At 69.8% G+C, this 21785-nt stretch carries 24 protein-coding genes; 10 read left to right on the forward strand and 14 right to left on the reverse strand.

Features of this window, described 5'->3' with window-relative positions:
- The first annotated feature begins 211 nt into the window (after positions 1-211).
- Positions 212-883 (forward strand): histidine kinase dimerization/phospho-acceptor domain-containing protein, encoded by a 672-nt coding sequence (locus tag ACGFY5_RS07295; protein WP_392718264.1) that lies wholly within the window; start codon positions 212-214, stop codon positions 881-883.
- An 82-nt stretch (positions 884-965) separates the two neighbouring features.
- Here ACGFY5_RS07295 and ACGFY5_RS07300 read toward each other — a convergent pair whose 3' ends face one another.
- Genes ACGFY5_RS07300 through ACGFY5_RS07315 form a run of 4 tightly spaced genes read right to left on the reverse strand, consistent with a single transcriptional unit; the run spans position 966 to position 4428 of the window.
- Positions 966-1673, reverse strand: coding sequence for an ABC transporter permease (locus ACGFY5_RS07300; protein WP_392718266.1), 708 nt, complete (start codon positions 1671-1673; stop codon positions 966-968).
- Positions 1670-2581 (reverse strand): ATP-binding cassette domain-containing protein, encoded by a 912-nt coding sequence (locus tag ACGFY5_RS07305; RefSeq protein WP_392718268.1) that lies wholly within the window; start codon positions 2579-2581, stop codon positions 1670-1672. Before ACGFY5_RS07305 ends, ACGFY5_RS07300 begins: the two co-directional genes overlap by 4 nt.
- Before the next feature lie 55 nt (positions 2582-2636).
- Positions 2637-3311 carry a response regulator gene (locus ACGFY5_RS07310; RefSeq protein WP_392718270.1) on the reverse strand — a complete coding sequence of 225 codons (675 nt, stop codon included), beginning with the start codon at positions 3309-3311 and terminating at the stop codon, positions 2637-2639.
- Positions 3289-4428 (reverse strand): sensor histidine kinase, encoded by a 1140-nt coding sequence (locus tag ACGFY5_RS07315; protein WP_392718272.1) that lies wholly within the window; start codon positions 4426-4428, stop codon positions 3289-3291. Before ACGFY5_RS07315 ends, ACGFY5_RS07310 begins: the two co-directional genes overlap by 23 nt.
- Positions 4429-4595: 167 nt before the next feature.
- Here ACGFY5_RS07315 and ACGFY5_RS07320 point away from each other — a divergent pair, with 167 nt between their 5' ends.
- On the forward strand, positions 4596-4718 hold the full coding sequence (locus tag ACGFY5_RS07320) for a hypothetical protein (protein ID WP_392718274.1): 123 nt from the start codon (positions 4596-4598) through the stop codon (positions 4716-4718).
- A 3-nt stretch (positions 4719-4721) separates the two neighbouring features.
- Here the strand turns inward: ACGFY5_RS07320 and ACGFY5_RS07325 are convergent, their stop codons facing one another.
- On the reverse strand, positions 4722-5987 hold the full coding sequence (locus ACGFY5_RS07325) for an RNase H family protein (RefSeq protein WP_392718276.1): 1266 nt from the start codon (positions 5985-5987) through the stop codon (positions 4722-4724).
- A 414-nt stretch (positions 5988-6401) separates the two neighbouring features.
- Here ACGFY5_RS07325 and ACGFY5_RS07330 point away from each other — a divergent pair, with 414 nt between their 5' ends.
- Together ACGFY5_RS07330 and ACGFY5_RS07335 are read left to right on the forward strand one after the other, a co-directional pair.
- The gene (locus tag ACGFY5_RS07330; RefSeq protein ID WP_392718278.1) at positions 6402-6632 is read left to right on the forward strand and encodes a hypothetical protein; all 231 of its coding nucleotides are present in this window, start codon (positions 6402-6404) and stop codon (positions 6630-6632) included.
- On the forward strand, positions 6629-7336 hold the full coding sequence (locus ACGFY5_RS07335; RefSeq protein WP_392718280.1) for a hypothetical protein: 708 nt from the start codon (positions 6629-6631) through the stop codon (positions 7334-7336). Before ACGFY5_RS07330 ends, ACGFY5_RS07335 begins: the two co-directional genes overlap by 4 nt.
- Here ACGFY5_RS07335 and ACGFY5_RS07340 read toward each other — a convergent pair.
- Positions 7333-7704, reverse strand: coding sequence for a response regulator transcription factor (locus ACGFY5_RS07340; RefSeq protein WP_392718282.1), 372 nt, complete (start codon positions 7702-7704; stop codon positions 7333-7335). The genes ACGFY5_RS07335 and ACGFY5_RS07340 overlap by 4 nt on opposite strands.
- 52 nt (positions 7705-7756) lie before the next feature.
- Between ACGFY5_RS07340 and ACGFY5_RS07345 the strand changes: the two genes are divergently transcribed.
- Positions 7757-8086, forward strand: a complete 330-nt coding sequence (locus tag ACGFY5_RS07345) for a nucleotide pyrophosphohydrolase (RefSeq protein ID WP_392718284.1) — start codon at positions 7757-7759, stop codon at positions 8084-8086.
- Between the two features lie 59 nt (positions 8087-8145).
- On the opposite strand, the gene ACGFY5_RS07350 is transcribed toward ACGFY5_RS07345, so the two are convergent.
- A complete protein-coding gene (locus ACGFY5_RS07350) occupies positions 8146-8904 on the reverse strand; it encodes a TetR/AcrR family transcriptional regulator C-terminal domain-containing protein (protein ID WP_392718286.1) in 759 nt (252 codons plus the stop codon).
- A gap of 62 nt (positions 8905-8966) precedes the next feature.
- On the opposite strand from ACGFY5_RS07350, the gene ACGFY5_RS07355 reads away from it, so the two are divergent.
- Entirely contained in the window at positions 8967-9353 is a 387-nt protein-coding gene (locus ACGFY5_RS07355; protein WP_392718288.1) for a VOC family protein, read from the forward strand.
- 376 nt (positions 9354-9729) lie between these two features.
- Here ACGFY5_RS07355 and ACGFY5_RS07360 read toward each other — a convergent pair whose 3' ends face one another.
- From ACGFY5_RS07360 to ACGFY5_RS07370, 3 genes are all read right to left on the reverse strand, one after another.
- On the reverse strand, positions 9730-10818 hold the full coding sequence (locus ACGFY5_RS07360) for a DUF1700 domain-containing protein (RefSeq protein WP_392718290.1): 1089 nt from the start codon (positions 10816-10818) through the stop codon (positions 9730-9732).
- Positions 10815-11144 carry a PadR family transcriptional regulator gene (locus ACGFY5_RS07365; RefSeq protein ID WP_392718292.1) on the reverse strand — a complete coding sequence of 110 codons (330 nt, stop codon included), beginning with the start codon at positions 11142-11144 and terminating at the stop codon, positions 10815-10817. The genes ACGFY5_RS07360 and ACGFY5_RS07365 overlap by 4 nt, the downstream gene beginning before the upstream one ends.
- A gap of 314 nt (positions 11145-11458) precedes the next feature.
- Positions 11459-11899: an Lsr2 family protein gene (locus tag ACGFY5_RS07370; protein ID WP_392718294.1), complete on the reverse strand. Its 441-nt coding sequence runs from the start codon at positions 11897-11899 to the stop codon at positions 11459-11461.
- Between the two features lie 299 nt (positions 11900-12198).
- On the opposite strand from ACGFY5_RS07370, the gene ACGFY5_RS07375 reads away from it, so the two are divergent.
- Positions 12199-13344 carry an acyl-CoA dehydrogenase family protein gene (locus ACGFY5_RS07375; RefSeq protein ID WP_392718296.1) on the forward strand — a complete coding sequence of 382 codons (1146 nt, stop codon included), beginning with the start codon at positions 12199-12201 and terminating at the stop codon, positions 13342-13344.
- A 66-nt stretch (positions 13345-13410) separates the two neighbouring features.
- Here the strand turns inward: ACGFY5_RS07375 and ACGFY5_RS07380 are convergent, their stop codons facing one another.
- From ACGFY5_RS07380 to ACGFY5_RS07395, 4 genes are all read right to left on the reverse strand, one after another.
- Positions 13411-14052 carry a CoA transferase subunit B gene (locus ACGFY5_RS07380; RefSeq protein WP_392718298.1) on the reverse strand — a complete coding sequence of 214 codons (642 nt, stop codon included), beginning with the start codon at positions 14050-14052 and terminating at the stop codon, positions 13411-13413.
- Between the two features lie 3 nt (positions 14053-14055).
- Entirely contained in the window at positions 14056-14823 is a 768-nt protein-coding gene (locus ACGFY5_RS07385; RefSeq protein ID WP_392718694.1) for a CoA transferase subunit A, read from the reverse strand.
- Positions 14824-14907: 84 nt separating this feature from the next.
- Positions 14908-15867, reverse strand: a complete 960-nt coding sequence (locus tag ACGFY5_RS07390) for a fumarylacetoacetate hydrolase family protein (RefSeq protein ID WP_392718300.1) — start codon at positions 15865-15867, stop codon at positions 14908-14910.
- Between the two features lie 528 nt (positions 15868-16395).
- The gene (locus tag ACGFY5_RS07395) at positions 16396-17874 is read right to left on the reverse strand and encodes a glycine hydroxymethyltransferase (RefSeq protein ID WP_392718302.1); all 1479 of its coding nucleotides are present in this window, start codon (positions 17872-17874) and stop codon (positions 16396-16398) included.
- 199 nt (positions 17875-18073) lie between these two features.
- On the opposite strand from ACGFY5_RS07395, the gene glyA reads away from it, so the two are divergent.
- The 3 genes from glyA (at position 18074) to ACGFY5_RS07410 (ending at position 21436) form a co-directional block, all read left to right on the forward strand.
- The gene (glyA, locus tag ACGFY5_RS07400; protein WP_392718304.1) at positions 18074-19330 is read left to right on the forward strand and encodes a serine hydroxymethyltransferase; all 1257 of its coding nucleotides are present in this window, start codon (positions 18074-18076) and stop codon (positions 19328-19330) included.
- A 5-nt stretch (positions 19331-19335) separates the two neighbouring features.
- Complete coding sequence (locus ACGFY5_RS07405) at positions 19336-19695, forward strand: MmcQ/YjbR family DNA-binding protein (RefSeq protein ID WP_392718307.1); 360 nt, start codon at positions 19336-19338, stop codon at positions 19693-19695.
- 136 nt (positions 19696-19831) lie between these two features.
- Positions 19832-21436, forward strand: a complete 1605-nt coding sequence (locus ACGFY5_RS07410; RefSeq protein ID WP_392718309.1) for a M28 family peptidase — start codon at positions 19832-19834, stop codon at positions 21434-21436.
- Positions 21437-21785 lie beyond the last annotated feature (349 nt).

Genomic DNA, 21785 nt, shown 5'->3' on the forward strand with positions numbered 1-21785 from the left:
TCCGGCTCACGGTGATCTACTCGACGCTGCTGTGCGCGCTGGCCGGTGGTGCACTGGCCATCACGTACTTCGCCGTCGCGCAGACCACTGAGCCGCAGCCGGTCACCCAGCGCACCGCGAAGGTCTACGGCGAGGGCGGCTACCTGGGCACCACCACCGTGGCCGAGGTCGAGGAGATCGAGGCGGCGGTCACTACAACACGTTGCAGAATTTGCGTAATTATTCGCTGTACGCGTTCGGTGGGCTGTTCGTCGCCAGCCTCGGCATCGGCTGGGTGCTGTCCGGGCGTGCGTTGCGGCCGGTTGGCGCGATCGCCCGCACCGCGCGTGACATCCAGGCCACCGACCTGTCTCGGTGCATCCACCTGAATGGGCCGCACGACGAGCTGCGCGAACTGGCCGACACGATCGACTCGATGCTCGACCGGCTCGACGACGCGTTCTCCGCCCAGCGTCAGCTGATCGACGACGCGTCGCACGAACTACGCAGCCCGCTCGCGCTCATCCGCACCCACCTGGACGCGTCGCTCAACGCCGACGACGCGTCGCCGGAGGAGCGCCGTCGGCCGGTAGCGGTAGTGGATCGCGCCACCACGCGGATGTCCCGTCTGGTGGAGGACCTGCTCGCGACCGCGCGTCGGGACGCGAACGCGATGACCGACACCGATGTGGACCTGTTTGCGCTGGCCCGCGAAGCGGGCGAAGAATCGTTCCTTCCGGAACGTCCCCTCGGTCTGCGGTACGCGACCCTCCCCGGTCTGCACTGCATAGGCGATGCCGACGCTCTGCGGCGCGCCGCCGGCAACCTGCTGTCCAACGCGGCGCTCACCCAGTGCCGGCGCAGGCCGGTCGGCGGGCCCTGCGCGCCGACCACCCAGCCGTAGAACGGCTCGCCGGGCGTTGCGGGGCGGTGGCCGCGGCGGGTGCTGCCCGGCCGGGAGTCAGGGCATGCAGGGGTACCTCGCCTCAGACGTCACGCGTGCGGAACGCGGCGACCGCGGCGGCCAGAGCTGCCGCCGTGTAGGTGGCGACCAGGGTGAGAGTGGGCCAGGTGCCCTCCGTCGGGGCGGCCAGTTTCTGGAGCGCGGTGGTGGGGGTGGCGCCGGTGATCCAGGGTTCGGCGTCGCCCAGGAGCGGGCCGAACATCGTCGGGAGGAGCAGTAGCGCGGCGATCGCGGTGATTCCGCCGACGGCACTGCGGAGTGCGGTGGCCAGCGCCAGACCCAGCAGTGCAGTCGCGACGTGGCACGCCGCAGCGCCCAGTAACGCCGGAATCGGTTCGCCCAGCGGATGCTCTGCCCGGTCGAGCAGCGCGGCCGCCGCGCCGAATGCGGCCACTGCCGCGACCAGGGCGACAACTCCGACGACAACCGCGGTGACCAGCGCTTTTGCGGCGAACACCAGCCCGCGCTCCGGACAGGCCGTGCACGTCGTCCGAATGGTGCCGGACGTGTACTCGGTGGCCATCGCCAGCGCGCCGAACGCTCCGGCGGCGACCAGGCCGACCGCGCTGTTGCCCAGCGCGGCGGCCACCACGGTCTCGCCGGGGTGCAGGCTTCCGGTGAGCGCCACCAACAGCGCTGTACCGATCAGCACTCCGACCATCGCGATCAGCGTCCACATCGTCGATCGCAGCGTGCGGATCTTCGTCAACTCGCTCGTGACGACGTTCATGCCGCACCAGCCCTGGCGCGGAAGGCGGCGGCGTTCTCGGTGAGCCGGGCGTAGGCGTTTTCGAGCGTGTCGCGGTGCGGGGTCAGCTCGTGCAGGGTGAGGCTGTGCTCGGCCGCGAGCTCACCGATCGTCGCCGCGTCCAGGTCCAGGACCCGCCAGCCATCGGGATCTGGCTGCACTGTCGCACCGGCGTCGCGAAGGACGTCGTGGAGGCGTTCGGACTCCACCGCGCGCACCGTGGCGTACGCCTGCGAATTGGCCGCGATGAACGACTGCATGTCGGTGTCGGCCAGCAGCCGCCCGCCCGCGATCACGACGAGGTGGTCGGCGGTCAGCTCCATCTCGCTCATCAGATGGCTGGACAGCAGCACCGTGCACCCGTCCGCGGCCAGCAGTCGCAGGAGGTTCCGCAGCCAGCGGATGCCGTCGGTGTCCAGCCCGTTGACCGGCTCGTCGAGGATGAGCACCCGCGGATCGCCGAGCAGCGCGGCGGCGATGCCCAGGCGCTGGCTCATGCCCAGCGAATAGGTCCTGGTGCGGCGACCGGCGACGTCGACGAGTCCGACTTGGTCGAGGACGTCGCCGACGCGTCGCCGGGGGAGCCCGTTGGCCTGCGCGAGGTACAGCAGGTGGTGGTAGGCGCTGCGTCCGGGGTGCACCGCGCGCCCGTCGAGCAGTGCGCCGACGGTCCGGAGCGGAGTCCGGAGGTCGCGATACGGGCTGCCGTCGATGTCGGTCGTGCCCGCGGTGGGGGAGTCGAGGCCGAGTACCAGGCGCAGCGTCGTGGACTTCCCGGCGCCGTTCGGTCCGAGGAAGCCCGTGACCAGTCCGGGGTGGACGTCGAACGAGAGGTCGTCGACGGCCACGGTGTCGCCGTAGCGTTTCGTGAGGTGTCGCGTCCGAATCATGAGGCGACGGTAGGAGCGGCGCGGCGGGGGCGAATCCGCCTCGAGGAGACGGCGGCTACTTCGGTGGGAGTACGTCTCCGACGGAGACGAGGCCGGTTTCGTAGGCCAGCACGACCAGTTGCACCCGGTCGCGCAGGTTCAGTTTGGTGAGGGCGCGGCTCACGTGCGTCTTCGCGGTGAGCGGGCTCATCTGCAGGCGAGCGCCGATCTCGTCGTTCGTCAGCCCGCGGGCGACGAGCGCGACGACGTCCCGTTCGCGGTCGGTGAGCACGTCGAGGCGTTCGACGTCGGTGAGCTTGCCGCGCAGGCGCGAGAACTCGTCGACCACCGCGCGGGTGACGGCCGGGTCGAGCAGGCTGCCGCCGGCTGCGACGAGCCGGATCGCGGAGTACAGGTCGTCCGGGTCGACGTCCTTGAGCAGGAAGCCGCTGGCTCCCGCGGTGAGGGCCTCGAAGACGTACTCGTCCAGGCCGAACGTCGTGAGCACGAGGACGCGCGTGCCGCCGAGGTCGGGATCCGCCAGGATCTGGCGGGCGGCTTCCAGGCCGTCGTGGCCCGGCATCCGGATGTCCATCAGGACGACGTCGGGCCTGGTGCGACGCGCACAGGCCACCGCCGAGGGCCCGTCCGCCGCCTCGCCGACCACCTGCAGATCGTCGGTCAGGTCGCACAGAGCCCGAAACCCGGCCCGCACGACCGTCTGATCATCAGCCAACACAATCCGCACCATCACTCCCACCCACCCTCGTTGCTTCGAGGGGGAAGGTCGCCCGTACCCGGAAGCCGCCGTTCGGTGCGGGGGCCGTGGTCAGGTGGCCGCCGGTGGCGGTCACGCGTTCGGTCATGCCTCGTAGGCCGAAGCCGGTGGTGGGCGGTGGGTCGGCGCAGCCCACGCCGTTGTCGGTCACCTCGACGACGAGCGTGTCGCCGTCGCGGCGCACGACGACTGTCGCCGAGGACGCGTTGGCATGCCGGACGACGTTGGTCAGCGCCTCCTGGACGATGCGATAGACGGTCAGCTCGAGAACGGCCGGCAGCGGCGTCGCGTCGGAATGACGTTGCAGTTCTGTAGTGAGGGACGGCGACCGCACGCCCTCGACCAGCTCCGACAGGGAAGCCAAGTCGGGAGGTGGGCCGGCGGTCGCGTCGGAACCGTCGTCGCGGAGCAGCGCGACCGCGGTGCGCAGCTCGGTGAGCGCGCTGCGACTGGCGGCGCGGGCCTGCTGGAGCGCGGCCCGGGCGACCTCCGGACGCCGCTCGACGGCGGCGACCGCGACTCCCATCTGCACCGTGACACCCGCCATGACGTGCGCGACGACATCGTGGACCTCGTGCGCGATCCGCATGCGCTCCCGAGCGATCCGACGATCGGCCTCCTGCTCGCGTTCCGCGACGAGACGCGCCTCCCGAGCGGCCTGCTCGTGCTGGAGCTCGCGGCGGCTCCGAACCACCTCACCCAACAGCAGTGCGACGACCGGCCACGCGACCGCGGTCATCGGGGCGCTGGACGGCTCGGCCGTCCACTGCAGTGCGGCGGACCAGACGACGGTGGACGCACCGATCACGAGTACCCGGCGTTGCGCGGCCACCGTGTAGAGCGCGACCGCAGTTGGTACCCAGAGTGATTCGCCGTGGTAGTCCGTCAGGGACCAGGTGGTGAACGCCGCGGCACAGACCAGGAGTGTCGGCAGTGGCCAGGAGTGGCGCACGAGTAATGCCGCGGCCGACACCGCGACCAGAATGAACCCGAGCGCACCGGGCTCGGGGGTACCGGGCGGGTTCCACCAGACATCCATGCCGGTCAGGACCGTGACCGCGCCGACGGCCAGGACCTGGGTCTTCCTCATCGCATCACCGTAACCGTCGTGCAATTTGCGGAAAGACAGTTGCGAGGATCGGATATCGTGGAGGTGGGTCAGGGTGCGAAGCGCTACAGGGGTCGGTGAGCGCGATGACAGTCCGAGAACGATGCCGAACTAAATCCTTTCGACGACGTCTGCACACCGCTGCGTGCGTGGCGGGCCACGACGCGTGCGGGGAACGAACCGACGCGCGTCGGGTGCTGAACGCGGCGTACCGCGCCGCGTACCGGAGCCATGTCGTGTCCGCGCTGCTCGATCCGATCAAGCCGAAGTAGGGGCTACTCGGTCGGGCGCAGGTGCCAGGTGTCTCCGGTTCTGGCGGCGGTGAGAGTCAGGCGCCAGCCGAGGTCGACCTGGTCGGCGAGGCCTTCGGGGAGGGGGATCGGTCCGAGCGTGCGGGTGTCCGGGGCCTCGAAGGTGATCGAGTCGGCGGCGATGCCGATCACGCGTAGTGGGGCTTCGCGGAGCCATTCGTCGATGGGGTCGGTGGGTGCCGGCTCGTCTTCGAGCCAGAGCTGGAGTTCTTCGAGGAACTCGTCGGTGCTTTCGTCGTGCTCTTCGGGTTCTTCGTTCGGTTGAGCAACGGCGGGGGGCTCGGTGGGCTCGGGGGCCTTGGTGGACTCGGGGGCCTTGGTGGGCTCAGGGGCCTTGGGGGTCGGGATCGGGTCGCCTGCCCGGAAGGGGAGGCTCGCACGTTCGCCGCTGGGGCGGTCGAGGGTGCTGGCGGGTCGCATCGCCGCCGCGAGCTCCGCCGGGAGCCCGCGGCGAGCCGGAGCCTCCTTTTCGTCCGCGGCGCGCGCCGCAGGCGCTTCGCGACGCGGAGCCGCGGCGGGCGCATCGTCGCGCGGCGGCCTCTCGTCGCGCTGGGGCGCAGCGGGGGCTTCGTCGCGCTGGGGCGCGGGCGATGTATCGCGGCGGGCCGCGGGGTGGGGCGCTTCCCGCCGGGGGGCGGCGGGCACCTCATCGCGCTGGGGCGCGGCGGGGGCTTCGTCGCGCTGGGGCGCGGGCGGTGTCTCACGGCGGGGAGGGGGCTCGGGCGTGTTGTTGCGCGGCGGCGCAGCGGGCTCTCCGCGGCGGGGCGCGGCGGGCGCGTCGTCGCGCGGCGGCGCGGCCGGTGTGTCGCGGCGGGCCGCGGTTGGGGGCGCTTCGCGGTGGGGGGAGGAGGCGGCTAGGGCTGCGGCCCGGGTGGCCAGGGCGGCGTCGACTACCACCCACTGCACGCGGTGCTGCTTCACCGCCGCGCCCAACCGCGCCCACAGGTCGGTGTCGCGCGGATCCGACACCGCGCCCTGCGTCCTCGCGGCGACGCCTCGCCGCACGTACTCGTTGTCCGTGAGCACCAACACGGCCGTGGGTCGCGTCAGACACTCCACCGCGCTCACCACCGCGAGCAAGCTCATCCGATCCCGCTCGGCACCGCCCTCCACCCCCGAGAGCTCACGCCGTGACGGCCCATGGGTGAGCAGCACCCCCCACCCACCGCGTGCACCGGACGCGTAGACGACGACCCGCTTGTCGTCGGCGGCAGTGACCTGCTCGACCACGCTGTGCCTCCCGAATGTCCGTGTCCCCGACCATTTTGCCGGGTGCCACGGCCCGGTGCTCATTCGGAACACCACCAGTCTCATCAGAAACTCGTGAAACACGCCGTTCCTGTCCTACGTGGACGCTGGGGTCGCCCCGCTGCGATGACCGCAGAGCCGGGCGCCACCACCTGAGCAATCGGACAGTCATCGGCGCGGTGGCCACCGGCCCACTCGCGGTCGTCACTGGTGGCGCCTCGACGATCGTCGGCACGACCGGCGTCATCGGCCTGGGTCTGATCTACGCATTGATCGCGGCCGCGCTCATCGCATTCAGCCTGGCCAGCCCCGCCGTGGTGAGCCATACCGGCATCGCCGCAGGTCTCCACACGTACGTCGCACGCGGGCGGGGAGCGGCTGGGGCTCGGCGTCGCCGTGCTCATGGCGGTGTCCTACACCGCGCTCTCGGTCAGCTATTTCGGCATCGTCGGATTCGAAACAGCCAACCAAATCAAAGAAGATGCCGACGCCGACGTTCCGTGGCTACTCGTGATCATTCCGGCGGTCGCGCTCGTCGCATTCCTCGGCGTTCGCTCCGTACGAGCGCCATCGTCGGCGCGGGCGTGTTGGGCGTCGTCATTGTTGCGCATTTGCTTTTCGACGTGACGGCGGTCCGTTTTCCGGCGACAGGGGGGTTCAGCGCGGCCACGCTCGATCCGGTCGCGCTGTTCACCGGGGCGGTCGCGGCTGCGGTCGGCTTCTCGGTGACGGCGTATCCGGGCACCGAGACGCCGATGGCGTACGGCGGTGAGCTGCGCGCGACAAGTCGGCAGATCACCAACGCGACGTACCTCGCGGTCGCGATCGCGGGGGTCGCGAACGTGCTCGCGGCGTTGACCGTGACGTCGGCGCTCGGACCGCAGACCGTCGCCGACAGGGGTCTGGAGAGGGGCAGCGAGCCGGTCTTCGCGTTCCTCACCGACCCCCTCGGCGCGGGCGGAGAGGGGCTGTTCGGGATGGCGAACCTGGTCGCGGTGTTCGGCGCGGCCCTGATCCTGCATCATGCGGCGTCGCGCTCGCTGGCGGCGGCCGGCGTGCTGCCGACGGTAATGGCGAAACGTGACGAGCGCAGCGGCGCGCCGGTGAACGCGGCGCAGGCGATGCCCGGCGCGCAACCAGCGCCGCAGGCGTGGTCCGTGCCGCCAACGCCCGCAGGTAGGGGCGCCGACGGCGGCGGAGCGCCGCTGCCCGGGGTGCAGCCGGGGTCGGGCCCGCAAGCGGGGGTGGGGGCGCAGGGGGCGCGGATTCCGGCTCAGCGGGCGCCGGTGCAGGACGAGAGCGCGCCTCGGGGCTGGCCGCCGCAGCGCTAGCGGTCGGTGGAAAGCAGTGCCTCCACCCGCTGAATCAGCTTGCTCGGCGCGAACGGCTTCGTCACGTAGTCGTCGGCGCCGGCGGCGAGACCGGCGTCGACCTCCTCCTGGCCCGCCGACGCGGAGATCATGACGACGAGCGTGTCGCGGAGCTCCGCGTCGGCCCGCACGGTCGTGCAGAAGCTCAACCCCGACGTGTCGGGAAGCTGGACGTCGAGCAGTACCAGGTCGGGGCGCGACGACTGAAGCATCGCCAACCCCTCGGCGCCGGTCCGCGTCGACGCCACCTCGTGCCCGGCCGACTCCAATTTGCGCGCCATCAGCTCACGCATGTCGGGTTCGTCCTCGACGATAAGAATGCGCGCCACCCTCTTATTCTACCTAAAAGTGGCAAAACATCCGCAGCATAGGCTGCTTCGCATGAGTGACCTCTCCGACCTGTCGGCAGCGACCGCGGACTTCGCGGCCGCCCGTGACTGGCAGCCCTGGAACACGCCGAAGAACCTGGTCATGGCGCTGTCCGGCGAGGTGGGGGAGCTGATCACGCTCTTCCAGTGGCTCACACCAGAGGAATCGGCCACGATCATGGCCGACGAGAAGCTGGCGGGCGAGGTGCGTGACGAGCTCGCCGACGTGCTGCTCTACCTCGTCCAACTCGCCCGCGTACTCGACGTCGACCTAGCCGAAGCAGCCAAGGCAAAGCTGGCCCGTAACGAAACCCGCTTCCCGCCGCCGTCGGTTGTCGAATAACCCACGCTCATGGTTGGCAAATTTCGCACCCCATGGCGTAGGTAACACGACAACCACGCTCAGGGCTCGATCAACGCGGCGAGCCCGTCCAGCACCCGCTCGAGTCCGAACTCGTACGCATGCGCCGGGCTGTACGCGGCCCCGTGCGTCTCACCGGCCGCAGCCCCCACCCGAGCGGCGAGCGGATACCGCGACGCGTCGAAAACCAGCTCCAGCAGCGGCTGGTTCGCCGCCCACCACTCGCCGTCGCTCATCGCGCTCTCGTACCGCGCGGCTCGAACGTCCGCCGCGGCCCGGGCGCACGTCTCCACGAACCCGAGGACGAACGTCAGCGCGGCGTCCATCGCGACGTCGTCCAGCCCGAGACCCTCGAACGCGGCCAACTCGTGCTCGTACTTCGCCATCAGGCCTGGCCCGAGCACGGGACGGCTGGTGGAGACGGTGGCCACCCACGGGTGCGCCTCGAACAGAGCGCGATTTTCGGACGCCACAGCCGTGACCCGTGCGCGCCACCCGTCACCGAAGGGTGTTCGTGACATCGAGCCGTACACGTCGTCGAGCATCAGGTCGACGAGCTCGGCCTTGCCCGGCACGTACGTGTACAGCGTCATCGGCGCCACCGCGAGCTCCGTGGCCACTCGCCGCATCGTCACGGCGTCCAGGCCTTCGGCGTCCGCGATCTCCAGTCCAACTGCAACTACGCGGTCGACGCTGAGCGTCGGGCGAGGGCCGCGGGTGCTTTCCCGGTGGGCGGACCCTCGCCAGAGCAGGGCGAGCGTGCGGGCGGGGTCGCCGGCGCTGCTGCGTTCCGTAGGCATCGTGCACCTTCTTCGTACGCCGTATAATGTACTGCGTACGAATAATACCGAGGGGAGATCTGGTGCGAGTCACTGCGTCCGCCGTGTCGCTGAACGTCGACGACGTTCCCGCGTCGAGTGAGTTCCTGCAGAAACATTTCGGGTTCCGGGAGGAGATGTCCGCGGACGGCTTTTCGTCGTTGATGCGGGACGACGCCGCGATGAACGTGATCTATCTGCGGCGCGGCCTGGCTACGCTGCCGAGCGATTTCCGCGATACGGGGGCGTCCGGTGTTCTCGTGGTGTTCGTCGTCGACGACGTGAACTCGGAGGCGTCCCGCCTCCGAGCGGAAGGTGTGATGCTCACGCACGAGCTCACCGAGGAACCGTGGGGTGAGCGGTTCCTGCAGGTCACCGACCCCAACGGCGTGATCGTCCAGCTCGTCGAGTGGGTCACGCCGGCGGCGTGAAGCAGTGCGGCGAGGGGCGCAGTGCGCCCCTCGCCGCGGTGGGCGCGCCTCCCGCACCCGGTCGGAGGCGCGCCCCCGTGCCGCGCCTCCAACCCCGCTCCTCCCAGCCACGCAGGCCGCCACAGCGCCCGTCGGTTCCCGCCCGGCCCGCCTCGCCCGGCCGCGCCCGCACGAGCCTTGCGCCCGCGCGAGCCTTGCGCCCGCGCGACCCGCCTCGCTCCGCCTCGCCCGGCCTCGCTCGCGCGGGCCTTGCGCCCGCGCGGCCTGCGCCTTGTGCGGCCACGCCGCCCGGCCCGCGCCGCCCCCAGCTCAGCGCGTCGGCGACTGCCCGGCTCGCGCCGTGCCCGGCTCGCGCCCGGCTGGCGCCGTGCCCGGCTCAGCGCGTCGGCGTCGGCGCTGCCGGCGAAACAGTGCCCGACGGCGAAACTGACGGCGAAACGGTGCCCGACGGCGAAACAGAGCCCGACGGCGAAACAGAGCCCGACGGCGAAACAGAGCCCGACGGCGTCGGCGAAACAGTGCCCGACGGCGCCGGCGAAATCGGCACACTCGTCCCCGCCGTAGGAACCCGCGGATTCAACCCCGGCAACTGCTCCGCGACCGGCGCACGCCCCGAGTCGCAGTACATCGGATCAACCGACGGATCCACCGTCCGCGGATACACGTTCTCGGCCACCCCACCATCGGTGCGCGTGCGCTGCAACGAAGGGCAGTTCTCCGGCAACACGACCGGACTCCCGTCCTGGTCGAACACCTGCGCATCCCGGATCAGCTGCCCGTCCGGCCCATAGACTCGCAGGTCAGAAGCGTTCTCCAGCGGCCCGCCCGAGTAATAGGTGCCACCGTCGTAGTAATCCGACCCACTAGACGTAGTCACCACCGCCAACCCCACGAGCGCCACGAACACCCCACCGGCGAGCACCGCACGACGTCCCCAGCGACCGAACCCGCCACTGCGCCGCCCGAGCCACACCGACCCGTACACCGCCAACGCCGCGAACACCAGGAACACCACCGCGTCGCTCCCGGAATCCGGCAGCACCCCGGAGAACCCACCGACGAAGATCGCGGCCACGATCACCGCGAAGAAGTAGCCCCGAAGCACCCACCATCCCGGCCGCAACTCCGGCAGGAATGCCACGAACTGCCTATACGCCGGCACCGTCTCCAGCCGCGCACGCACCCGCTCCGAAATATTCCGCAGCCGACTCGACGCGTTCGCCCTCGGCGCGGGAGCCAACCCCGCCGAGGCCCGTAACTCGGCGGCGTACGCCTCGGGCTGCCCGAGCCGCTGCTCGAGCGACGCCGCGGTGAGCGTCTCCGGCGACTCCGCACTGATGTCGGCGAGGTGAGCGGAAAGATCCTCGATCAGCTCGTTCCGCTCGTCCTCCGGAAGATCGGCCAGCGCTGCCCGGACCCGCTGGAGGTACCGGTCCGCCTCCGTCCCCACTGTAGGAGCGGTCATGCCACTGCCTCCCCGGTCAACAGGTCGTCCATGGTCCGGGCGAATCCGCCCCAGATCTTCGTCGACTCCGTCAACTGGAGCCTCCCGGCATCGGTGATGCCGTAGTACTTCCGGTGCGGGCCTTCCTCGCTCGCTACCACGTACGAGGTCAGGCACCCGGCCTGGTAGAGACGCCGCAACGTCCCGTAGACCGAAGCGTCCCCGACGTCCGCAAGGCCCGCGCCCCGCAGCCGGCGCAGCACGTCGTACCCGTAACCGTCCGCGTCCCTGATGACGGCGAGTACGGCCAGGTCGAGCACGCCCTTGAGCAACTGTGTGGTGTCCACGTCCACCTCCTGCGGACGGGACACTACTGCGCATTGCGCTATACCGGCAAGAGGGGTGTGAAGGTGACCATGAGCAATAGTTCCCTAACGTATGGTAGCGACCGGCAAAGGCAAACACGCCGAAGAAATTGCGCCAGTCAATTCGCCGCGCGTCCAAAAAAATTCTTATCGACGCCATTCAAGTCGCATTCGAGGCGGTTGGCACGCGGTATCGGGGCGACAGTCCGATGTCTACGAACGAGTAACGCCCGGACGGCGTGTCGACGTCGTCCGGGCGTGTGGGGAGCGGGCGAGGTGTTCGCGCTACTCCAGCGTCAGCCGGAGAAGGCGGGCTGCTCGGTGTTCGGGGCGGGACGGTTGGCGGGCGCCGAATCGTCGTCGCCATCCTGCTCGGAGAAGTGGCCGCGGTAGCGCTCGATGACTTCCTTGGGCAGGCGCCCACGAGCGTTCACGTCGATACCGCTGGCCTCGGCCCACTCGCGGATCGCGGCGTTCTCGGCCCGGCTGTTCGTCGCCCCGCCGACACTGCTGACCTGCTTGCGTCCCTTGCGGACCGTGGTGCCACCGGTACGGCGACCGGCCTGCACGTATTCCTCGAGGATCTCGCGGAGCTTCGACTGGTTGACCGCACCCAAATCGATTTCGTACTCGACGCCGTCGATCCCGAAGTTCACTGTCGGACGGTCGACAGCATCCGGGTTGATTTCTGAGTTATCGAGGTCATCAGTGAGAATGACCAGTTCTTTCCTCGCCATGCCGGATATAATACAGCACCTTGTTCGGAGTCGAGATAAAGGGGTAGGAAATGCCGACTCCGTGCGCAACACAATTCTCTCGTCCGCGTCAGCTGTTGACTCCTGATTTGTCCGCATTATCGTAGGGGGGTTCGTGCCGCGTCCGAAGGGGGTGCGGCGGGAAGAGGGGGGTACGTCATGGCGAAGAAGAAGAAGGACAAGAAGAAGAGCGGCAAGAAAAAGAAGAAGTAGCCGCTCGATCCGGTGCGGGCGTCCTCCGGGGCGCCCGCACTGTCCTTGCCCCGTAACGGAAGGCACCGATGAGCTGGCACACCCCCGAGCGACAGCTGTTACGGGCCACCACCCGACGCTTCACCGAGCGAGAGATCGTCCCGCACCTGCCCGCCTGGGAAGAAGCCGGCGAGCTCCCACGCTCCCTGCACCGCGCGGCCGCGAAGGCCGGCCTGCTCGCCGTCGGGTTCCCGGAGAGCGTCGGGGGCAGCGGCGGTGATCCGATCGACGTGCAGATCATCGTCGAGGAGATGATCCTCGCGGGTGGGTCGTCCGGGCTGATAGCCGGGTTGTTCACCCATGGCATCGGCCTGCCGCACCTCGTCGCCGCGGGTGTTCCCGACCAGATCGACCGCTTCGTCCGCCCTGTGCTCGCGGGGGAGAACATCGCCGCGCTCGCCGTCACCGAGCCCGAGGGTGGCTCGGACGTCGCCGCGATCCGTACGCGCGCCGTCCGCGATGGTGACCACTACGTCGTCACCGGCGCGAAGTTGTTCATCACGTCGGGCATCCGTGCGGACGCCGTCACCACCGCGGTGCGCACCGGCGGCCCGGGGGCGGGCGGCATCTCGCTGCTCGTGATCGAGCGGGGAACGCCCGGCTTCACGGTCTCGGCGCCGCTGAAGAAGATGGGCTGGTGGTGCTCCGACACCGCCGAGCTGCGTTTCGACGGTGCCCGCGTGCCGGTGGCGAACCTGGTCGGTGCCGAGGACTCCGGATTCGGCCAGCTGATGACGCAATTCGCGGCCGAGCGGCTCGGGCTCGCCGTGCAGGCGTACGCCACTGCGGCGCGGTGTCTGGCGCTCACCGTCGACTGGGTGAAGATCCGCGAGACGTTCGACCGGCCGCTGGCGTCGCGACAGGTGGTGCGCCACAAGGTCGCGGAGATGGCGCGCCAGGTGGATGTCGCGCGGACATACACGCGCGCAGTGATCGACGACTGGCTCGCCGACCCGACCCGCGGTGACCTGGTGTCCCGCGTCGCGATGGCGAAGAACACGGCGGTCGCGGCCTGCGACGAGGTCGTGGACACCGCCGTGCAGCTGCACGGCGGCATGGGCTACCTCCGGGAAACCGAGGTGGAGCGCCACTACCGCGACGCCAGAATCCTAGGAATAGGCGGCGGCACCACCGAGATAATGACCGAGCTGACAGCCCGACTCCTGCTCGCCTGAGCGCTGCACGTCTTGTGCCCCTATGAGGGCACAAGACGTGCAGCGCCCGGCGCGGCGGGCGAGCCGCTAGGCGGGGATGTTCACCTTCAGGGGGGCCTCGGTGGCGGCGATTACCTCGTCGACTGTGACACCGGGGGCGGTCTCGACCAGCTCCAGGCCGTCGCCCGTCACCTCGATCACCGCGAGGTCGGTGATGATCTGCTGCACGCACGCCTTACCGGTCAACGGCAACGAGCACTCCGACAGGATCTTCGCGCTGCCGTCGCGAGCCACGTGCTCCATCACCACGATGACCCGCTTGGCGCCGTGCACCAGGTCCATCGCGCCGCCCATGCCCTTGATCATCTTGCCGGGGATCACCCAGTTCGCGATGTCACCGGTGGACGACACCTGCATCGCACCGAGGATCGCGACATCGATGTGCCCCCCGCGGATCATCGCGAACGACATCGCCGAGTCGAAGAACGACGCCCCGGGCAGCAGCGTCACGGTCTCCTTGCCGGCGTTGATCAGGTCGGGGTCCTCGTCGCCCTCGTACGGGTACGGGCCCACACCGAGGATCCCGTTCTCCGACTGCAGCGTGACGTGCACACCGTCCGGCACGTAGTTCGGGATCAGCGTCGGCAGCCCGATGCCGAGGTTCACGTACTGCCCGTCGCGCAGTTCCTGCGCCGCCCGCGCGGCCAGCTGCTCACGAGTCAATCCCATTGCTCAGGCCTCCGACCGGGGACGAGTGGTGCGCTTCTCGATCTGCTTGCCCTCGGTACCCACCGGCCCGACGACCCGCTGCACGAACACACCGGGCACGTGCACCTGCTCGGGGAGGATCTCACCCGGCTCGACCAGTTCCTCGACCTCGGCGATCGTGATCCGCCCGGCCATCGCGACCAGCGGGTTGAAGTTCCGCGCCGACTCGTGCATCACGAGGTTGCCGTGCCGGTCGCCGATCGCTGCTCGCACCAGTGCGAACTCGGTGACGATGCCCTCTTCGAGCACGTACTCCCTGCCGGAAAACTCGCGGACCTCCTTCGGCGGCGACGCGACCGCCACCGACCCGTCCGAGCCGTACCGCCACGGCAGCCCACCGTCGGCGATCATCGTCCCGACGCCGGCGGGCGTGAAGAACGCCGGGATGCCGGACCCACCGGCCCGCAGCCGCTCGGCGAGCGTGCCCTGCGGCGTCAGCTCCACCTCGAGCTCACCGGCCAGGTACTGCCGGGCGAACTCCTTGTTCTCGCCGACGTAGGAGCCGATCACCCGGGAGATCCGGTGGTCCTTGAGCAGAACGCCCAGCCCCCACACGTCGACACCGCAGTTGTTCGAGACGACCCGCAGGTCGTCGACGCCGGTCGCGTGCAGGGCTTCGATCAGCACGTGCGGGATCCCGCACAGCCCGAACCCGCCAACGGCCAGTGACGCTCCGGCCGGGATGTCCGCGACCGCTTTCGCCGCGGACGACACCACTTTGTTCGCGCTGATGACACACCTCCGCTACCTCGACCGTCTTATATTGCGTGACGCTATCTCACGAGGTCAGTGTGTCGAAAGCACGCCAGATCAGTATCAACGTTGTGCCGTGAACTCTGACGCCTTCACGAACGGTTCGATCGGCCGCGCCTCCGCTCCGGCCACCACCCGGTTCGTGGTGCCGCCCAACAGTTCGACGCTCGTCTCGACGACGTCGCCCGGCGCCAGGGGCGCGTGGAAGTCGCGGCCGTGGCGGCCCCAGAGCTCGGCCAGGCAGCCACCCTGGCAGGTACCGCTACCGAGCAGGTCACCCGGCCGGATCTCGGTGCCCCGCGAGGCGTAGGCGGCCAGCGCCGGGAACGTCCAGGCCATGTTGTCCAGGCGGTCGCTGCCGACCAGCTCGCCGTTGACCCGCACGTCCATCCGCAGGTCGAACGACGACCCCGACGCACGCGGCGCCAGTTCGTCCGCCGTGACGAAGTACTGGCCGAGCGCGGTCGCGGTGTCCTTGCCTTTCGCCGGGCCCAGCTGCAGCCCCATCTCGTGGAACTGGACGTCACGCGCGGAGAAGTCGTTGAGCACGACGTAGCCGGCGATGTGGTCGGCCGCCTCGCCGACGGTCAGGTCGCGTCCGGTCCGCCCGACGACCGCTGCCACTTCCAGCTCGAAATCGAAGTCGACGCAGTTCGGCGGCACCGGGATGTCCGCGACCGGCCCGGTGATCGCGTACGGGTTGCTGAAGTAGAACGTCGGAATCTCCCAGAATCGCGGATTGAGCGTCGCGGCGGGGTCGAACAGCTTGACGATCCCGGCGGGGTGCTCGGGGAACGTCGAGAAGTCGCGGAACGTGGTGGGTTCGAGCGGCGCGAGCAGTTCGGCGTCGGCCTCGGGCGTGACGGTGGCGCGGTCGCGTAGTGCGGCGTCGGTCACGGCGGCCAGGCGTCCGTCGAGCAGCGGGATCAGGTCCCGCTCGCCGGGCAGGTCGACCAGGTCACCGCTCGCGTCGACGACCGCGAGCTGCGGGCCGGACTCGGTGTTCCGCCGGACGATCTTCATCGACGCCTCCTCGGTTCGGTATCGCGATCACGCTAGGACGCCGCCCGTGGGGCACGGAAATAGTCGTTCCGACTAGTGGTGATCGGTGTCCTCGATGGTTCGCATCGACAACATGCATTTCCGCGCGTGCGTTCCGCGACCGTACGGTTTCCGGGTCCCCTTCGCCCTGCGGAAAGGCGCACCGCACCGCGCCGCGCCGCACCGCACCGCGCCGCACCGCGCGGCACCGCACCGCGCCGCACCGTGCCGCACCGTGCCGCACCGCACCGCGCCGCAAAACCGCGCACCGCACCGCGCCGCACCGTGCCGCACCGCACCGTGCCGCACCGCGCCGCACCGTGCCGCACCGCACCGCACCGCACCGCGCCGCAAAACCGCGCACCGCACCGCGCCGCACCGTGCCGCACCGCACCGTGCCGCACCGCACCGCACCGTGCCGCACCGCACCGCACCGCACCGTGCCGTGCCGCGCAACCGCGCGCCGCGCGGTTTGCGGGGGTGTGGGGGCGGAGCCCCACACCCCCGGGGCTACTTGACCAGGGACAGGTCGATTTCGGGGTAGAGGGGGAAGTCGCGCAGGAGGTCGCTCGTGCGGGTGCGCGCCTCGGCCGCAACCGCGCCGTCGAGTTCGAACTTCGCCTTGCTCGAACCGTCGGTCTTCACCGCAGCCAACACGGTCGCGATGACATCGGCGATCTCGGTGATCTGGTCCGCGCCCATGCCGAGCGTCGTCACCGCCGGCGTACCGAGCCGCAGCCCACTCGTGTACCACGGCCCGTTCGCGTCGAACGGCAACGAGTTCCGGTTGAGCGTCAACCCCACCGACCGCAGCGCGCTTTCCGCCTGCCGCCCGGTGAGCCCGTAGCTCGCCGCGACGTCGACCAGCACGATGTGGTTGTCGGTACCCCCGGTGAGCACCTCGACCTTGCGCTGCTGCAACTGGTCGGCCAACGTGCGCGCGTTGTCGACGATGTTCGCCGCGTACTGCGCGAACGACGGCTCGAGCGCCTCGGTGAACGCCACCGCCTTCGCCGCGATCGCATGCGGGAGCGGCCCGCCGAGCACCGTCGGACAGCCCTTGTCGACGGCGTCGGCGAATTCGGACGTGCAGAGCACCATCCCGCCGCGCGGACCGCGCAGCGTCTTGTGCGTGGTGGACGTGACGACGTGCGCGTGCGCAACCGGGTCGTGGTTGCCGGAGAACACCTTGCCGGCGACCAGCCCGGCGAAGTGCGCCATGTCGACCATCAGCACCGCGCCGACCTCGTCGGCGATCTCCCGCAGCGCCGCGAAGTCGATCAGACGCGTGTACGCGCTGTACCCCGCGAGCAGGATCAACGGGCGTACTTCGCGCACCTGCGCACGCACCGCATCCAGGTCGAGCAGCTTCGTCTCGCGGTCGACGGTGTACGAGCGGGCGTCGAACAGCCGCGCCGACACGTTGAACCGGTACCCGTGGGTGAGGTGACCACCCGAGTAGTAGTCCATACCGAGCAGCTTCTGGTCGAGCACCTCGCGACGCAGCTCGGCCCATTCCGCGTCGGTGAGCGCGGACGCGTTCTTGCGCTCGAACCGCTCGATGATGCCGCTCTCCACCCGGGTGGCGAGGATGCTCAGGAACGCGACGAGGTTGGCGTCGATACCGGAGTGCGGTTGCACGTAGGCGTGCTCGGCGCCGAACAGCTGCTTGGCCAGGTCGGCGGCGTGCGCCTCGATCGTGTCGACGTTGTCGCAGCCGGCGTAGAAGCGGTGGCCCGGCGCTCCCTCGGCGTACTTGTCGGTGAACAGGTTGCCCTGCGCGAGTTGGACGGCCAGCGAGCTGAAGTTTTCGCTCGCGATCAGCTTGACGTTCGAGCGCTGGTCGGTGAGCTCCTGGACGACGGACCCGGCGACCGTCGGGTTGACCGTCGAAATCTGGTCGAGGGAGGCGAAGAACGCCAGCGCACCGGGGTCCGGTGTCGCTCCGTCGAGGCTCGCGAGGTATCGGAGGGCGCTGAGCTCGGGCATGGTGAGGGCGTGACCTTCCGGATCGGGGTTGTCGGGCGCCGATGATACGGACCCCCACCGACAACGACCGCCCCCATGGGCTCTCACCTGCAACTTTGGTGATACCGACGTGCTCCTCTACTGCACCTGTGGACATCTCCCCACGGGGTTGTCCGGTGACGTAGCGTGGTGACACTAACCCTGGCGGGGGTGGTCTGCTGTGACAGTCAGTGCGGTGGTCGATGGGTACCGACTCGATGGACTCCGTTCGGCCGATCCACAGGTCGCGGAGATCCTCACTGCGGAGTACGAACGGGTGCGCCTCGGCGTGCAGCTCACCGCGAGCGAGAACTTCACGTCCGCGGCCGTGCGCACGGTGCTGTCCTCGACGCTCGGCGACAAGCACGCCGAGGGGTATCCGGGTCGGCGGTTCTACGGCGGGTGCGAGTACATCGACCAGGCCGAGGAACTGGGCCGGTCACGGGCGTGCGCGCTGTTCGGTGCCGAGCACGCGAACCTGCAGCCGCACTCCGGCACGCTGGCCAACCTCGCGGCCTACGCCGCACTGCTGGTGCCGGGGGACACGGTGCTGGCGATGGAGCCCCGCTACGGTGGTCACTTCACGAGCGGCAGCAGCCGGAACTTCTCCGGGAAGTGGTTCCGCACGGTCGGGTACGGCGTCCAGCGCTCCGACGAGCGGCTCGACTACGACGAGATCCGCGATCTGGCCCGGCGGCACCTGCCGAAGCTGATCGTGTGCGGGCCCACCGCGTACACCCGCTTGATCGACTACGCGGCGTTCCGCGAGATCGCCGACGAGGTCGGTGCCTACTTCCTGGTCGACGCCGCGCAGATCAGCGGGCTGGTCGCCGGGCGGGCCGTGCCGTCGCCGGTGCCGTACGCGGACGTGGTCACCACGACGTCGCACAAGTCACTGCGTGGTCCGCGGGGCGGCATCATCCTCTGCACGCGTGCGCTGGCCCGTCGCGTCGACAACGCGGTGTTCCCGTTTTTGCAGGGAGCGCCGCAGATGAACAACGTCGCCGCGAAGGCGGTCGCGCTGGGCGAGGCTGCAGAGCTGACGTTCGTCGACTACGCGCAGCGGGTACTGGCCAACGCCTCGGCGCTCGCCGACGGACTGGAGAACGCCGGGCTGCGGCTGGTCACCGGCGGCACCGACAACCACATGGTGCTCGTCGATCTGGGCGACGGACGGATCAGCGGCGCGGAGGCCGAACAGCGCTGCCGTGACGTCGGCATCCTGCTCACCAAACACGTGCTGCCGTTCGACCACCGGCTGCCCGAGGAGGCGTCCGGGCTGCGCTTGGGAACGCTGGCGTCCACCACGCAGGGCATGACCGAGGCCGACATGGAGTTCGCCGCCGACCTCATCGTGCGGGCGATCCGCGGAGACGAGTCGGTCGGCGACGACGTAGCGGATCTCGCGGCCCGCTACCCCTGTTATTCACCACACTGAGTGGCATGGATGTGCTGGAGTCGCTGCGGCGGATCTGCCTTGCGTTGCCGGAAGCCACCGAACGGCTCAGCCACGGCTCACCGACGTGGTTCGTGGGCAACCGACGTTCCTTCGTGACGTTCGCCGATCACGTCCACGGCGACGAGCACGTCGCGTTCTGGTGCCCGGCGCCGCCCGGCGTGCAGGAGGAGATGATCGCGACCGACCCGGAGCGGTTCTTCCGCCCGCCCTACGTGGGCCCGAGCGGCTGGCTCGGCGTCCGGCTGGACGTCGCTGTCGACTGGGACGAGATCACCGAGATCGTCACCGAGGCGTACCGCGTCGTCGCCCCGAAGAAGCTCGTCGCCCGCCTCGATCAGCCGTGATCATCATTAATCCGAATTGGTCCCGGTAGGTCACGACTGCGGCTAGGTTCTGACATCACCGTCGGACCGAACCGGAGGCTCCCCCATGTTTCACCGCCGCTCGTTATCCGATCCCCGCCCGAGACGCGTTGCCGCGGTGCTCACCGCCGTCGCGCTGGGAGTCGCCGCCGCGGCACCGGCCGCAGCCGACCCGCCGACGCCCGCCCAGTCCGGCGCCGCACTGTCGAAGAAACTCACGTCGGCCGTGACGGCTCAGGGGGCGCTGGCGCACCTGCGCCAGTTCCAGAAGATCGCCGACGCCCATCAGAACACCCGTGCGTCCGGTACCCCCGGCTACGACGAGAGTGCCGACTACGTCGCCCGGAAACTCGAGCACGCCGGATATCAGGTCAGCCGGCAGAGCTTCGAGTTCCCGTTCTTCCAGGAGCTGACGCCGTCGAAGTTCAGCCAGGTCAGCCCCACCGCGAAGACGTTCGTCAACGGCACCGACTTCGCTACGCTCAACTTCTCCGGCGACGGCGCGGCTCAGGGCACGGTCACCGCTGTCGACGTCAATCTGACGCCGCCGCGAGCGTCGACCAGCGGTTGCGAGGCCAGTGACTTCGCGAGCTTCCCGAAGGGCAAGATCGCGCTGCTCCAGCGCGGTACGTGCGACTTCGGAGTCAAGGCGAACAACGCGGCCGCCGCCGGTGCGATCGGCGTCATCGTGTTCAACCAGGGCAACGGTACCGAAGCGGCGAACCCCGACCGGTTCGAGCTGGTGCAGGGCAACGCCGGTGGTCCGGTGCCGATCCCGGCGATCACGGTGCCGTACGCGCTCGGTGCGCAGCTGGCCGGTGCGCCGACGACTGTCGTCCGCATCGAGACGGACACGCTGTCGGAGACCCGCACCACCGAGAACGTGATCGCGGAGACGTCCGGCGGACACGCGGACAACGTCGTGATGGCCGGTGCGCACCTCGATTCGGTGCCCGAAGGGCCCGGGATCAACGACAACGGCACCGGGAGCGCCGGGCTGCTCGAGGTGGCGTTGAAGTACGCGCCGCTTGCGAAAGAGGTGCCGAACAAGGTGCGTTTTGCCTGGTGGGGTGCGGAGGAAGGCGGGTTGCTCGGATCTGCGCATTACGTGTCCGCGCTGACGCCGGCGCAGGTGGCGGACATCGGGTTGTACCTGAACTTCGACATGATCGGGTCGCCGAACTACCTGCTCGCGGTCTACGACGGTGACAATTCGACGGGTACCGGGGCGCCGCCGGCCGGGTCCGGGGCGCTGGAGACGATCTTCCGGAAGTACCTGGCGAGTCGTGGTCAGCAGGTCGTCGACACGGAGTTCGACGGGCGGTCGGACTACGGGCCGTTCATCGCCGAGGGCGTGGGGATTCCGGCCGGTGGGCTGTTCACCGGGGCCGAGGAGAAGAAGACCGCGGCGGACGTCGCGAAGTTCGGTGGAGTGCCGGATGCCGCGTACGACCCGTGTTACCACCAGGCGTGCGACAGTCTGTCGCCGGTTTCGGACGGGGCGGACGCCGCTCTGTACAAGAAGCTCGCGAAGGCGTATGGGAAGAAGCTCGTCGGGAACGTGAACGTGTTCGCGCTCGATCTGAACACGGACGCGATCGCGGATGCCGTGGCGCGGCTGGCCTGGGACACCAGCGGCATCTCCAAGCCCGGCGACGCCCCCAAGGCCGCCGCAGCCGCCGCCCCGTCGGGCGGCCGTCAGGGCCCGCTGCCGACCAACTGAGCGAATGCACCACCCAGACCGGGCCCCGCGCAGAGCGCGGGGCCCGGTCTGCGCGCGCATCCGCGCGTCTGCGGCCCCGCGTGCCACGCATCAGCGCCCCGCGCATCCAGCGCCCCGCGCATCCAGCGCCCCGCGCGTTCGCGGCCCCGCGCGCCTAGGGTGCCGCGCCTAGGGTGCCGCGCGCCTAGGGTGCCCCGCGCCGGGGCCGCGCGCCGGGGCCGCGCGCCGGGGCCCCGCGCCGGGGCCCCGCGCGTCGGGTGGGTGTTGCGGCGCGTCGGGGGAGGGGTTGTTCGCGTGATCGCGTAATGGGACTAATCTCCTAACTCGGGATTAATCGACGTCATCCCGT

The sequence above is a fragment of the Cryptosporangium sp. NPDC048952 genome (assembly GCF_043197895.1).
In the GTDB taxonomy this organism is placed as follows: Bacteria; Actinomycetota; Actinomycetes; order Mycobacteriales; family Cryptosporangiaceae; genus Cryptosporangium.